Source organism: Paenibacillus apis (assembly GCF_018333295.1).
In the GTDB taxonomy this organism is placed as follows: domain Bacteria; phylum Bacillota; class Bacilli; order Paenibacillales; family Paenibacillaceae; genus Fontibacillus; species Fontibacillus antibioticophila.
The window spans coordinates 136,342-150,277 of record NZ_BORS01000014.1 but is presented as its reverse complement, the minus strand read 5'-3'; the positions used below and the strand labels follow the sequence as shown (position 1 = coordinate 150,277).

The following is a 13,936-nucleotide window of genomic DNA, read 5'->3' as shown; positions in this document are numbered from 1 at the left end:
TCCTGTTGTTCGATAAATTCGGTTGGCGAACCAAATTTATTGTAACATCGGGAGGAATTTTTTTGGTACATCGCTGGAAGCTCTCCTGAACCATACGCATAGCGTATGGTTTTCTTTTGACAAAAAATGCCTGGCACCACCTTCAGGTGTTGTCAGGCATTTTGCATCAAAGTCAGTCAGTCTCTCTGGGGTGTCTGTTTGACCGTCTTGCATAAATGATCCAGCACACCCCGAATTTCCTTCATTTCTTCCATACCGGCCCCGGTGATGGAATAGTTATCCTCGTACGAGGTAAGAAAATTCGCGTCTGTCAGCTGCTCCAGCTCCTGCTTGACCTCCCGTTCTCCTACCTTGTAGCCTTGCGATTCGAGAAGAGCCAATGTACCACTGACCGTGAGCTTCTCCAGCGTAGCCTGGTTCAGCATATGAATACGAATGAACAAATTTTGCACGTCGGCACGCATGCCTGTTCCCCCTTCCCTTTTCGGCTTCAATGCTTCGACCTTACGCTACAAATTTACCCTTGAAAAAGTTTTGGGAAACAGCCAAGAGAGCCCGAATAGCGTTATAATGGTAGTTGTACACAAAGGAGGTTCATTCGATTATGTTTCACGCCAGCACTTATGAAGGTACGCGCGAGGAGCGGGAGCAAGCCGCCTTATCCCAGCTTCACGCATTAATTGAAGGCGAGAGCAGCACGGCCGCCAATCTGGCCAATGCCTCCGCTCTCCTTAACTTTTATTTACAGGATATTAACTGGGTCGGCTTCTATTTGTTCGACGGAACAGAGCTTGTGCTTGGCCCGTTCCAGGGGCTTCCTGCCTGCATCCGGATTCCGCTCGGCAAGGGCGTCTGCGGTACGAGCGCAGCACGCAAGGAGACGCTGCGGATCGAAGATGTCCATGCCTTCCCCGGCCATATAGCCTGCGATGCCGCTTCAAACAGCGAGATCGTCATTCCTCTAGTGAAAGACGGGCAACTCCTCGGTGTCCTTGATATCGACAGTCCGCTAAAGGGGCGCTTTAGTGCTGAGGATCAAGTCTTTCTGGAGCGGTTTACCGACCGTTTGACTGAGGCTTTACAATCTCCGCTGTCATTGTTTTAGCCTAAGGGCAAGTATGATGTCATAAGCTGACATTTTCGTGCTTGCGTCTGTGGCATGCGAGCAGGAAAACAGTTAAACGTAATAGAGCGAGTTAGATGGGCAACGTGTGAAGAGTTGCTACGATCGCTGTTGTTCGCGGATTTCTATGATTGGACTAAGTTCTAACAAGGAAGAAATCCGCTCACAAAGGCGAACGCTCCGCTTCTTCACAACCCTTCACACTTTTGCCCTGGCTACTTCGCTTTTGCAGTTCAACTGATACGACAGATTGCACCATGGCTGTGCCACATGTTTCATTACAGTAATCTGGCCACCTATGGCATGCAAGTAGGATACTCCGCGCAAGCCTCCCCCCAACTCCCCCTTGCTATCAGGATCGCCTTAGTCATTACGAATGGAAGCCAGCACGATTCACTTTACGCACAGCCCAATGGAACACTGGCGCCTGGAGTTGCACCCACTCGCACGTCGTTTCGGCCTTGCGCAGAACGCGGAACTTCGTTATCTGACTAGGTATTCTTGTTCCGAACTTCACTCATCCAGCTTATTCAGCCTCATTCCGGCTACGCTCCAGTGAAATTACTTCCCTTAAAATCTTCGTTCGACGCACAAACCCACTTTTAGTGAAAAAACTTACCTTAGATCGCCAGTAATTAGCCAAACCCGCATTTTAGCCAACTTTAAGCGCAAAAATTTCACTATATCCTCTTCCCAACCAATTCTCTTGAATTTAAGGTAACTTTGTTCACTAAATTCATGTGAACTACATTTAGTGTGCACGAATTGTACTTGGTCGGATTTTGCAGAATCTGCGGGAGTTGTATTTGCTCTGCAGGTTTAGTTGCAATTCAGGCATCTAACTGATGGAGGTGCGATATTGTCTATTTTCTGTTTGTGATGCATCAGTTTCATCCGGCACCTCACATGCGGATGACAAGCCAGTTTGTACATGCCGATGGATTCAAGTGCTTGCTCTGCACGAAGGGCCGTGTGAGAGCATCCGGCACTATAAAGCTGAACTAAGTAGCCTGCGTAATAAGGGCATAAGTGTGAAGTGTGTTGAAGAAATGGAGTGTTCGCCTTTGTGAGCGGATTTCTACCCTACTATTTCAATCAGAGAAATCCGTGAACAACAGCGATCGTAAGCACACTTCACACGTTGCCCCCCGGCACGCAGATTCCGCAGGCAGATTATTCTCCCGGCTTGCGGATAATTTCCATCCCTTCGATATGGCGTTTTCCCATAAGATGCCGTTTCTTCCGATTTTCCTTCGTATCGAAGATGATGTCCATGTCATAATCCTCCGGATACAGCGCCTCCTTCTTCAGATAAGGCTTCAGCCGCTTCCAGTTCATCTTCATGCGCTGCCGCTGAACCATGATCCCCACCATTCCGCGATGATCCTCTGCTTCGGTCACGATTCCGATCTTTCCCAGGGCAGGGATCTGTACCGCATCCCCCACTTCAAAGACCGGTCTGACCACCGACTCATGAACAGCGGGTTGGAGCTCCTGATCCGCTTGCTCCTGCTCACGATCTTGCACACGCTCTCCCTCTTGCTCCTCCGCCCGATCATCTCGTTGAAGACGGGGACGATTGGTTTCTTCTAGGTCCGTATCTGTGTCCGTATCTGTGTCCGCATCCCTATTCGTCTCTGTCTCCAAGTCCACGCGCAGCGGGTTATGCGAAGGACTGCTCTGAACAGGCGTCATAACAAGCTCACGGGAACGAGTGATAATTCCCTCCGGAATTCCCAGCTTGCAGGCAATATCGATCGCATAGCTCTGGCCGGCCAGCCCGATTGTCAGCCGGTACAGCGGCATTAGCGTCTCCGCATCAAATTCCATACGGGCATTCTCAAAGCCTGACGCACGGGAAGCAAAGGTCTTCAGCTCATTAAAATGGGTCGTAACCAAAACTGTGGACCCTTTACGCCTGAACTCTTCAAGAATAGCAACCGATAAGGCAATGCCCTCACCGGGATCGGTTCCCGCGGCGAGTTCATCAATGAGCAACAGACTGCCCGGTCCAGCCTCCTGAAGCATCGCCGCCAAGCTGTGAATTTGAGCCGAGAAGGTGCTCAGCGATTGCTCGAGATTCTGCCCGTCGCCGATTACCGCCATGACCTCGCGATAGACTGAGAAGCGACTGCCAGGCAGGACCGGGACCAGCAGTCCGGATTGCACCATCAGTGCAAGCAGGCCCAAGGTCTTTAGAACAACCGTCTTTCCGCCGGTATTCGGTCCGGTAATAATGAGCGCTTTATAGTGCTTCCCAATGGAGAGATCCAGCGGAACCATGACATCGAGAAGCTTTGGATGCCTTGCCCCGCGCAGCACCGTCTCTCCAGAATCATTCAGGATGACTGGCACCGCATCCATGGATGCAGCATACCTCGCCTTAGCGAAGATAAAGTCATACAGGCTTGTAATCTCAATATTATGCTTAATCGTATCTGCCTCCTGCTCTACCAGCTCCGTCAGCATCCCGAGAACCTTTGCTTCCTCGCGCGCTTCCTCCCCAAGCAGAACCTCCAACTCTCCTTGAAGCACAGCGATTTCATCGGGCTCAATGAATACGGTCTGCCCGCTCGTAGACTGGTCGAGCATTCTTCCCTTTACTTGCTTGTAGAATTCCCGCTTGATCGGCACCACATATCTTCCGCCCCGCTGACTGATGATGTTCTCTTGAAGAATGGAGGCATAGCGCGACATGAAGCCCTGAATCTTCCTGCTGATCTTCTCCTTCGCCATCTCCATCCTGCGCCTTACCTTCTCAAGCTCTCTGCTCGCTTCATTGGTTACTTCTCCATGCCGGATACATCGATTAATTTCTTGTCTAAGAGCAGGCAGGTCGCGTAGAGAAGCCGCGTGAATACCGATCTGCCAGGCTGCATCCCCCTTGGACTCTATATATTTCCGTAAATGTCCGCAGCTCTGGAGGAATACCTGGACGGCGGTCAGATCCTGCTCTGAAAAAAGGTAACCTGTGCCGAGGAGCGACGCAACCACCTCTATGCCTTCAAGCGAGGGGAGAGGAACACTCGAACCCCGCTTCACGAGAAGCAGCGCCTCGGCGGTCTCTTGCATTTCTCGCTCGATCCTCCTTCTGTCACTCATGGGAGCAAGCTTAGCGATTCTATCCCGACCGGCGTAAGTGACCGCAAAGGTCATTAAGTCCTGCTTCATACTTTCATACTCAAGCATGTGTAATGTAAAATTCTCCATTTGTATTCCCTCCTAAGGGTATAAAAATAGGGCAAAAGACAGCACGAATGCCATCCTTTGCCCTTGTGTCTCCTGTATATGCTTCATTCCGGACGCTTGCAGCAACAAAAAAAGCCGTGCTGGAAACAGCACGGCTTCGGATATCGGTCCGAACAAGCATACAGCGATCAAGCGCTATTCGATGCTTTGCGTGTGTTCTTAACTAATCACAGAACCGAAATTGGGTAATACAAAACAAGGCTGCCTGATTCCTTTTCAAAAAAAGAAGCCCTGCCTCGCTATTTGCTCCAAAATCAGCTCATATGAAATTGCTTAGTTAAGAACGCTCACCGTCATCAATAGCTCTCCCTATCACTTAGGATACATTAAATTTACCAAATATTGAGACCACATGTCAATAACCCCGTAAGATCAGGGTATAGCATAGTTTTTCTTGGAATAACTTGCTAAATATGTGATTTGGTTTATTTTATTCTTCGTTTGATTTCATGTATTATATGAGAAGTGTTTACTTAGAGTTTACGTAGAGATAAAACGAAAGGATGGGACATACTGTGATCGCATCAAATCGAACCTGGCTTGGAAATACGAAGCCCTTTGTCTTTTTTACAATAATCATGATTTTAAAAACCTATCTTACCTGGATCTCCATCTTTGACGGAGTGCCGCCATGGGGACCGCTGCTGAGAGAACTGCCCTTTATCTGGGTGCTCTTCTGCCTGATCGAAATGTTCTCGTCCAAGCGCAAGATCGGAATTTATGTGGCCGTTAATTTAACAGTAACCGCCATTTTCTTTGCAGCAATTATGTATCATAAATACTACGGCGTTATTGTTACCTTTCACGCCCTCCAGCAGGTCAATCAGGTGACCGCGGTCAAGAACAGTGTATTCTCGCTGCTGGCTCCTTATTATTTGCTGATCTTTCTGGATATCGTCGTTCTCTCCTTCTGGTTGTTCCGTAAGAAACGGGCCGAGAAGCTGAGAGCCTTCTTCAATCTGAAGAAACTGAATAAAGGCTTTATCGCAGTTGTGTTTGCAGCTTCCCTGGCACTTTGCCTATTTAATGTATGGCCGAACCGGGCAAGCATGAACGAAATCAAGCAGGCCGAACAAATGGGGATCCTGAATTATGAAACCTATGCGATTGTATCCGCAACGAAGCAAGAGGATCTGGTAGACAAGAATCAAATTACCCAGGCGAAAATTGATAAGATTAAGGCAACCGCCCCGGATGCCGAGGTAAAGTATGCCGGGGCCGGTCAAGGCAAGAACCTGATCATCATTCAAATGGAGTCCTTTCAGAATTTCCTGATCAATTTAAAAATCGACGGTCAGGAAATTACGCCGGTCATGAATTCGCTTGTGAAGGATAATTTGTATTTCAAGCACTTCTACCAGATGGTCGGACAGGGAAATACATCAGATGCTGAATTTGTAGTGAACACCTCTTACTATATTCCATATAATGAGGCGGCAACCCAGAACTATCCCGACAAGGATCTTCCAAGTCTACCGAAGCTGATGAAATCAGCCGGATATGATACAGCAACCTTCCATACCAATGTCGTTGATTTCTGGAATCGGGGCGCGCTCTATGAAGCTTTGGGATTTGACCGTTATTACGATCAAGCGTTCTTCGGCGATGAAGACACGATCTTCTTCGGGCCTTCTGACGAGGTCTTGTATAAAAAGACTGCTGAGGAACTGGGCAAAATGCAGGATACGGGCACACCATTCTACTCTCATGTCATTTCCATGACGGCACATCATCCATTTACGCTGCCGCATGAGAAGGATTTGATTGAAATGCCTGAACGTTATCAGGACAACATGGTCGGCGACTATATCCGTGCCCAGAACTATGCGGATCATGCGCTTGGCGAATTCATTCAGGACCTGAAAGACCGCGGTATCTGGGATAACAGCGTAGTCCTCATTTACGGGGATCATCTTGGCTTGCCGATGTACTCCCTTGATAAACAGGGTCTGGAGCTGATGAAAGAGATTTACGGCCGGGATTATGGCTATATCGACATGATCAACATCCCGCTCATCGTCTCGATTCCAGGCGCAGAGCCTGCCGAACTGGATCATGTTGGCGGTCAGGTCGACATTCTTCCTACCGTAGCCAACATTATGGGATTATCGCTGGATCAGCATCTGCATTTCGGGCAGGATATCCTGAATCATACTTATAACCTGCTGCCACAACGCTATTACTTGCCTTCAGGCTCCTTCCTGAACAATAAAGCACTGTTCATGCCAGGAATCTGGTATGAGGACGGCACGCAATATCCGTTCACCGAGGAGGCTGTCAGTCAGGCTCTCACAACCGAGAACGAATATAACAGAGCGCTTGAGCTGCTCCGGATGTCCGATAGCTATGTGCAACAGCTGCCGGATCGGGTCAAGGATGAAGAGGCCGCAGAATAAGGTATAGGCGGAAAGCCGCAAAACAACAAAGTTGGACGGAAAACACTGCGTTTTCTCGTCCAACTTTTATTTTGGGAATTATTAGACAACCCTATTTATTCAGATAGCAGGGCTTGGGGTACACTCCGTATTGCAGGCATCATCTTTTTCATACTCCCGCTCCCGCTGCAAATCTGCTTCCTTCACCCGAAGGCATTTTCGCTGTCTCCAGCGGAAATACGACAACACACCGCGAATATATTCATCACTGATCATGCTGAGATAAATCGCCACGATCCCAAACCCGAACCAGACGCCGAACAGATAAGAACATCCGGTCGCAACCACCCACATGAAAATGAGGGAAATGTTCATGGTATAGCGGGTATCTCCGACGGCATTCAAGGAGTTCCCGATCGCCATATTCACCATTTTACCCGGCTGAAGCAGCAGATTGAGCCATAAAAGCACCGTACAAAGGCTTAAAATATCCTGATCCCGGGTAAACAGCTTCATAATATGCTCTCCGAACAATACAAGCAGAAAAGCATTCACGATAACTAAGGGAAGTCCGACCTTAAGCACCCTGAAGACAGCGCTGTAGGCCTCCTTGGTCTTTCCTGCTCCATAGAGATGCGCAATCTGGATTTGTACAGCCAGAGCCAGCGAGAAGCCGAGCAGGAAGCAGAAGGATTCTAATGTATTCATGTAGGTCCGCGCAGTCAGTTCGGTCGTCCCGAGGATCGAGAGAAATGAAAAGATCGCCAATTGAGAGAATACCCAACTTGCCGAGTTCACCCCCAGCGGCCAGCCGATCACCAGTATTTCTTTGAACAGCCGCCGATCAAAGACGGAGAAGTCGCGCGGCAGGATTTTCCGGACAAAGGACCCAAGGAAAATGAACAGCAGCACAAGCGTCGCAAGCAAGCGGCAGACCACAGTCGAAATGGCAACACCTGTCAGCCCCAGCTGAGGTAATCCCAGCTCTCCGAAAATAAAACCATAGTTCAGGATGATATGAAGCACGTTCATCCCAATAGCTGTCATCATCGGCCCTTTTGTATTGCCGGTATTCCGAATCGCCGTGCTGAGGACCGCCATCATCGCGGTCAGGATCATGCCGCCGCCAACAATAGAGATATAAACCTCTGCCAACGGAAGCAATTCTGTCGGCAATTGCAGCATTGCCGCAATTTGGCGCGGTGCCACAACTAGTATCAGGCTGAGAAAAAGACCGATTGCCGCGGTCACGTTAAAGGCGATGATCGCCACGGTACGTGCTTCCTCTTCCTTGCGGGAACCGATTTTCTGGGCGATAACAATCCCGGCCCCGCTTGCCACAGTTGCAAACAGCGTCATAAGCGCATTAAACAGCTGATTGGAGAAGCCGACTACCGCTACTGCGTTATCAGAAATCCGGCTGACCATCAATGTATCGACGGCCCCCAGCAAAAATTGCAAAAATTGTTCGATAAAAATCGGCCATGCAAGCATCCATAGGGAAAATCTGTTACCCTTTCCTTCTTGCTGTTCCATCACAATTTCAACCTCCTGTGAAAACGGTAAGACATTCCCTGCCGTATCTTTCTTATCTTATTATATAAGTTGAACTATTGAATTTTACGTTTTGAGGGCAACGTGCGAAGTGTGCTTACGATCGCTGTTGTTCGCGAATTTCTCTAATTGAACTAAGTTATTATAAGGTAGAAATCCACTCACAAAGGCGAACGCTTCCGCTTAATGCTTCCGAAGCAGCTTTCTTACAGAAAGCTTGTAACACTTCACACTTATGCCCTTTCTACGTAGTTTATATAGTTCAACTTATATAACATGAATCACATTATAGATTGAAAAATGTTTTTATTGTATCATTGAAGCAACTCAATCTTTCAATATTCCAACCTCATCATGGCATGAATGGAGTTGTAAACGTTGTCAAACATTATTGAATTCACCGCACCCCCGCTGCCTCATTTCATTATGAGCGGTCTGGCTGCTCTCCCCCCGGGAGGCAAGCATCCCAGCCGGAAAAATATCGGGGCATTCGACCTGCTTGTCGTGCGGAAAGGAACCCTGTTCGTCGGTGAAGAGGGAAAGGACTATGTCATCTCTGAGGGCCATGCGCTCATCCTTCGTCCAGACTGTCACCATTATGCCTATGAAGGCTGTCCGGACGAGTCAGCGCATTACTGGCTCCATTTTCAACTGCTTGGAGACTGGAAGGTCATTAATGAATATCCGGTTGCGGGGCAGCGGCTGATCGACCATGAGTCCAAGGGCTTCCTTTCTCCCGATCCCTTCGAAGTTACGCCCTATTCGGTCTTTCTCCCTCAATTTACCAAGCTGGTTCAGCCGCAAAAAATGTTCGACACTTTGCATGAGCTGGACTCTTTGAATCAAAGCACACATATGTCCAGTGCCAGGCTAAAGCAGCAGGCCTTGTTCCAGGAGATCATAATGCTTCTATCCGCTTCACTGGAGGCGAAGAATAACTCCCCCCAATCTGCTTGTGCCGAGAAGGCCGCAATATATCTAAAAGCGCATTATCGCGAACCCTTCTCGGCTTCCCGGCTCGGGGAGGCCATTAACTTCCATCCGGTGTATATCGCCCGCTGTATGCATAACGTGTTCGGATGCTCTCCTTCCGCTTACCTGCTCCGGTTTCGCATAGATCAAGCCAAGCTGCTGCTGCTGCAGACCGATTGGCCGGTGGAACGGATTGCGGAGGAGGTCGGATTCAATCAGGCGGCCTACTTTACCTCCAGCTTCACCCGGATCGAGGGCTTGGCTCCACGCAAATATCGTCAACGCTTCAGCTGGAATAGAGGTTAACCGATCGGAGCATGCCGCTAGGAAGCCGAACAGACTTTTTTGCGTAAGCCGCCCCCCTTGCTCTATAATCAAAGTTACAGGACTTTATATCTAATACTCATTAACTGGGGGAGAAGCGTTGACACAAGTCAAAATATTTGCCGACAGCATATCGGATGTTCCGGAACGTTGGATGGAGGAGTACGATATCGGAATCATTCCGCTCTATGTTGTATTTAGCGGAACAGCCTATAAGGACAGACATGAGATAACTACGGATGAAATTTACCGCCGTGTAGATGAGACCGGGGAGCTGCCGCATACGACTGCCCCTTCTCCGGCTGACTTTATCAGCGCTTTTGCTCCTTATATCGATAAAGGCGACACTATTGTATTCATTAGCATGTCATCAAAGCTATCTTCAACTTATCAAAATGCGCTGATCGCCGCAGACGATTTCCCTGCAGGCAGTATCTTTGTCGTGGATTCCCTGAATGTCTCCGGCGGAATCGCGTTGCTGGCTCGAAAGGCTGCCGAGGCAGTACGTGAGGGCAAAACGGCCGAGCAAGTCGTGACCATGCTTGAGGAGCTTCGCGAACGGGTTGAAATTGAAGTGCTCGTCGACAGCCTGGACTATCTTCATCGGGGCGGCAGAGTATCCAATGTCCAGCACATGCTGGGCAGCCTGCTCAAGATTCGCCCTGTGCTCCGTATTAAAGAAGGTAACGTCATCTCTGCCGATAAATACCGCGGCAAGAAAGAGAAGGCCGTGGAGCGAATGCTTCATCATTTCACCGAAAATATTCATAAGGTGGACCGCGAGCTGATTATTGTAGCTCAGACACTGGCGGAGCGGGCTGCCGATTATATCAAGTCAACCTTGCTTGAGAGGACTGACACGAAGGAAGTTGCCATTATTGAGGGCGGCTGCGCCATCTCTTGTCATTGCGGTCCGCGTACAGTTGCGATTATGTATTTACGCCGACCTGGCTGCCAGATGTACGCTTGACCAGGATTATTGAATTATGCCGTTCTGTCCGATGCTGATGCATCCCGCAGAGCGGCCTTTTTTTCACATTGACTCATGTCGTTTAAGGATAGAATAAGAAACTTTATAGACTTTTCAATCGTATTGTAGAGTACAATTGTCGAGACATGTTATGGAGGTGGCGGGATGCAAATTCAACGATGGTGCCAGAGAGCTTTACTGCTGGCCGTTGCTGCGGCAGCAGGATGGAGCAGTCTGTATACCCCTGCTGCACCGCATGCCCAGGCCGGTTTTTTTAGCGATATGTATCAAGGTATCAAGGATATTACGGAACTGCCCAGTGAAGTAAATGAACTGAAGGAGAGCTACCAGCAGACACAGGACAAGCTTGAAGAGGCGAACGCCACCCTGGAGGCTTACCGTCAGCAGAACGAGGCTTTACTTGAGCAAAATCGGGAGCTTACGGAATCCGTCGCTGCATTGACAACGGCTCAGCAAATCCGGGAGAATCAGTCGCGCAAGCTGAGGATAATGATCATTACAGGGGTACTGCTCATTGCAGGTTATTTTGTAGTGCTGCGGTTGATCCGGGTGCTGCTCAGACGCTAGCTGGCCCATTCAATCCGCTGTACAATAAGCCGATCAGGAGCCCGGCATGAAGGGATAGATCCATAGATGAATATCGAGAATCAACATCAACCGGGCGGCGGCTATGGCGGACAAGCCGTCAAGTTCTTCCTGGACGAAGGGGAGCAGCTTCATATACTGCACCCTGCCCAGGTGATCGCCTACCGCGGCGCTACGGCCAACCGGGTAGACAAGCTAATGAATATCAAGGGGATGTACCGCAAACGGAAGCTGGTTCGGGCTGATTTTACCGGCCCTTGCGAATTAGCAGCCTCCCTTCCTCCCGGCATCAGTCTTAAAGCTATTTCTCTTAGCGGGGGCAGCGATCTGCTGTATGATTTCCGCCATCTCTTCTTCTATACAGATCACATAACTATGGAATCGCGCATTCTGAGCATCAAAAATATGATGATCACCCGGGATGCTGTGAAAATGAAATTTTCCGGCGAAGGAGAAATCGGTATTTTGACCCAAGGCCAGGTGCTCGAGCTGGAGCTGCATCCTGTTGAGCCGCTATATGTAGAGGCGGGCTGTGTAGTTGCCTACCCCGAGTCCGCGCGAATGGAACTGGCTGTGTACGGCAATCATCTGGCCAGCCAGCATATGCGCTACCAGTGGAAAATTACGGGCCAAGGCTCCGTACTGGTACAGGCCACTGGCGGCAGCCGTCTCCAGCAGGAGCTGGAGAGCGGCGATGGAATCGTAAAGCGGTTCTTGCGAGAAGCAATTCCCTTTGGGGGCGTGATTATTAAGTAGCGCAAACCTGTTTATGAGCTGGCGAATACTCAGGTGAGTCAAACAGGAAAGTGTGCAGCTAAACAAAAAAAGGCGCGTTAGAGGGGCAACGTGTGAAGTGTACTTTCGATCGCTGTTGTTCACGGATTTCTTCAATTGGACTAAGTTCTAACAAGGGAGAAATCCGTTCACAAAGGCGAACGCTTTCGCTTCTACAGTACACTTCACACTTATGCCCTGACTACTTCGCCGTAGAGTTTAACTACACCCTGTTTGCACATGGCTACGCCTAAGCTACACAGCAAATAAGCTTGCTGCTTGCGGCTTATCCGTTAGGGGCAATGCTGCATACGTAATGCATCAGTGCATCCGGCACTATAAAGCCGAGCTGAAGAGCCTTCGTAATAAGGGTATAAGTGTGAAGTTTGCTGTAGTAAAAGCTTTCTGAAAAGAAAGCTTCTTCGGGAGCATATGCTCGGAGTGTTCGTCTTTGTGAGTGGATTTCTACCCTGCTATGGTTTATTCAATCAAGAAATCCGCGAGCAATAGCGATCGTAAGCACACTTCACACCTTGCCCACAACACGCAGAATCATTATTCTCCCTTTTGGAAATATATCACTTTTTGCCGGCATCGATATCCTGGGGACGCAGCCCCTCCCAAATATTCGGAATCTCCACTTGGTCCGGATCCTCAAAGACAAGAAAGGCCGTTGGTAAATACCGTTCTCCGTATTCGGATGACGGCTTATTGGCGATCTCTCCGCCTTCCGTGACCAGCACAGTCGAGGAACCGCCGTCCAGATTGGCAGCAATCACCGCTCCGTGATCCAGCATGATCTGCTGAACATCGTAAAGACTAGCCCCGATGCTATAGCCGGGCTGGCGTCCATCGATTACGACGAAGAGAATCGCGCCGTCCTCCCGCTGTCCCATTGCCGTTCTTGGAGCAATCCCCCAGCCTTCCTTCTGGCTCTTGATCTGTCCCTTCCCATTCACAATAATACGGGGCTGGAAGGTGACCGCCTCCTGAATGCCCAGCTCGGACAGCTCGGTTAACGTATATTTGCCGGCGATCATCTTGCCCTTCTTATCGATACCGACAATTTGGGTCGCATCCTTGGCTCCGATTCCATTATAGTAAAGCTTCCCTTTGGAAATGACGACTCCGATCGGCTTGAAGCCGTTCCCCTTCCAGTTCGGATCCGCGAAGCCGCCGCCATTGACCCCGGCAACCGCCCCGGTGCGCGCCACCATGCTGGATACCTTCTCCCCCTTGCCGATCTTGGCTGGAACGCCTAACCGGATCTTGGTCGGATCGTTGACTGTCAGAACATAACCATGATAACCCGTACCGGAGACCTCTTCGATTTCAATTAAGGGCTTTTCCTCCTCGGCTACCTCTTCCTCTTCGCCAGTTGGAAGGTTAATCGTATGCGTATCCTCCTCGGTTCCCATGGCATCAAATTGAGCCTGGTAGGCAGCAACACGCTTATCCAGTTCGGCTTGTCCGATAATATACTTAGCCCAGTGACGGTGCTGCGTCGTGATCAGCGTATCCGCCATCAGATAACGCATACTGTTGCCTGACGGAGTTAGAAACAGCCAAAGTGTGGCCAAAACCCCAATGACCATAAAGGTCACGACTAAACGGCCGATAAACCGTAAAAATACACCCTTCTTTTTTCGTCGCGGCTTTCGCGTTGTCTTCTTTTTTTGCTGCCCCTGATTCTTGCGTGCCGTAGAACGGCTGGGCAATGATGATGGAGTAGGCATGCTTGATCTCCTTATCTTGCTTATTCACTTGCTCTTCTTCATGTTAACGACTTAAGCCTGAGAAAAGTTTCGCCTAAAAAATGAGGGGGGCCCGAAGTCATCGCAGATGGTTAGGGACACCTTTTTCAAAGTAACGTCATGCCGTGCGTTGCGGAACAAGTGCCATTAAGCATTAAAATTGTTGGCGGGAGGCGAAATAAGTGCCGAAAGGCATTAAATTGCTGGCGTGGGTGCTCGCGAGGCCATGATAATG

Annotated in this window: 10 protein-coding genes; 6 read left to right on the top strand and 4 right to left on the bottom strand. The window is 49.4% G+C overall.

Features of this window, described 5'->3' with window-relative positions; all coding sequences use genetic code 11:
• Nucleotides 1–176: 176 nt before the first annotated feature.
• Nucleotides 177–464, bottom strand: coding sequence for a hypothetical protein (locus tag KI362_RS19460; RefSeq protein WP_301629619.1), 288 nt, complete (start codon nucleotides 462–464; stop codon nucleotides 177–179).
• Between the two features lie 140 nt (nucleotides 465–604).
• Here KI362_RS19460 and KI362_RS19455 point away from each other — a divergent pair, with 140 nt between their 5' ends.
• Nucleotides 605–1,105: a GAF domain-containing protein gene (locus KI362_RS19455; RefSeq protein ID WP_301629617.1), complete on the top strand. Its 501-nt coding sequence runs from the start codon at nucleotides 605–607 to the stop codon at nucleotides 1,103–1,105.
• Nucleotides 1,106–2,296: 1,191 nt separating this feature from the next.
• Here the strand turns inward: KI362_RS19455 and KI362_RS19450 are convergent.
• Nucleotides 2,297–4,333, bottom strand: coding sequence for an endonuclease MutS2 (locus KI362_RS19450; RefSeq protein ID WP_301629615.1), 2,037 nt, complete (start codon nucleotides 4,331–4,333; stop codon nucleotides 2,297–2,299).
• A 554-nt stretch (nucleotides 4,334–4,887) separates the two neighbouring features.
• Here KI362_RS19450 and KI362_RS19445 point away from each other — a divergent pair.
• Nucleotides 4,888–6,768: an LTA synthase family protein gene (locus KI362_RS19445; RefSeq protein ID WP_301629614.1), complete on the top strand. Its 1,881-nt coding sequence runs from the start codon at nucleotides 4,888–4,890 to the stop codon at nucleotides 6,766–6,768.
• A 99-nt stretch (nucleotides 6,769–6,867) separates the two neighbouring features.
• On the opposite strand, the gene KI362_RS19440 is transcribed toward KI362_RS19445, so the two are convergent.
• Complete coding sequence (locus tag KI362_RS19440; protein ID WP_301629629.1) at nucleotides 6,868–8,283, bottom strand: MATE family efflux transporter; 1,416 nt, start codon at nucleotides 8,281–8,283, stop codon at nucleotides 6,868–6,870.
• Between the two features lie 396 nt (nucleotides 8,284–8,679).
• Here KI362_RS19440 and KI362_RS19435 point away from each other — a divergent pair, with 396 nt between their 5' ends.
• The 4 genes from KI362_RS19435 to KI362_RS19420 all read left to right on the top strand — a co-directional run bounded on the left by KI362_RS19435 (nucleotide 8,680) and on the right by KI362_RS19420 (nucleotide 11,929).
• Nucleotides 8,680–9,579, top strand: coding sequence for a helix-turn-helix domain-containing protein (locus tag KI362_RS19435; protein WP_233500755.1), 900 nt, complete (start codon nucleotides 8,680–8,682; stop codon nucleotides 9,577–9,579).
• 118 nt (nucleotides 9,580–9,697) lie between these two features.
• A complete protein-coding gene (locus tag KI362_RS19430; RefSeq protein ID WP_301629612.1) occupies nucleotides 9,698–10,567 on the top strand; it encodes a DegV family protein in 870 nt (289 codons plus the stop codon).
• A 165-nt stretch (nucleotides 10,568–10,732) separates the two neighbouring features.
• The gene (locus KI362_RS19425; protein WP_301629610.1) at nucleotides 10,733–11,155 is read left to right on the top strand and encodes a hypothetical protein; all 423 of its coding nucleotides are present in this window, start codon (nucleotides 10,733–10,735) and stop codon (nucleotides 11,153–11,155) included.
• 66 nt (nucleotides 11,156–11,221) lie between these two features.
• Nucleotides 11,222–11,929, top strand: coding sequence for an AIM24 family protein (locus KI362_RS19420; protein WP_301629608.1), 708 nt, complete (start codon nucleotides 11,222–11,224; stop codon nucleotides 11,927–11,929).
• Nucleotides 11,930–12,525: 596 nt separating this feature from the next.
• On the opposite strand, the gene KI362_RS19415 is transcribed toward KI362_RS19420, so the two are convergent.
• Entirely contained in the window at nucleotides 12,526–13,683 is a 1,158-nt protein-coding gene (locus KI362_RS19415; RefSeq protein ID WP_374705685.1) for a phosphodiester glycosidase family protein, read from the bottom strand.
• Nucleotides 13,684–13,936 lie beyond the last annotated feature (253 nt).

Bases quoted from the DNA above. Each gene is read 5' to 3' on its own strand.
- KI362_RS19450 (WP_301629615.1), bottom strand. From the start codon at position 4,333: ATGGAGAATTTTACATTACACATGCTTGAGTATGAAAGTATGAAGCAG.
- KI362_RS19425 (WP_301629610.1), top strand. From the start codon at position 10,733: ATGCAAATTCAACGATGGTGCCAGAGAGCTTTACTGCTGGCCGTTGCT.
- KI362_RS19415 (WP_374705685.1), bottom strand. From the start codon at position 13,683: ATGCCTACTCCATCATCATTGCCCAGCCGTTCTACGGCACGCAAGAAT.
- KI362_RS19420 (WP_301629608.1), top strand. From the start codon at position 11,222: ATGAATATCGAGAATCAACATCAACCGGGCGGCGGCTATGGCGGACAA.
- KI362_RS19455 (WP_301629617.1), top strand. From the start codon at position 605: ATGTTTCACGCCAGCACTTATGAAGGTACGCGCGAGGAGCGGGAGCAA.
- KI362_RS19440 (WP_301629629.1), bottom strand. From the start codon at position 8,283: ATGGAACAGCAAGAAGGAAAGGGTAACAGATTTTCCCTATGGATGCTT.
- KI362_RS19460 (WP_301629619.1), bottom strand. From the start codon at position 464: ATGCGTGCCGACGTGCAAAATTTGTTCATTCGTATTCATATGCTGAAC.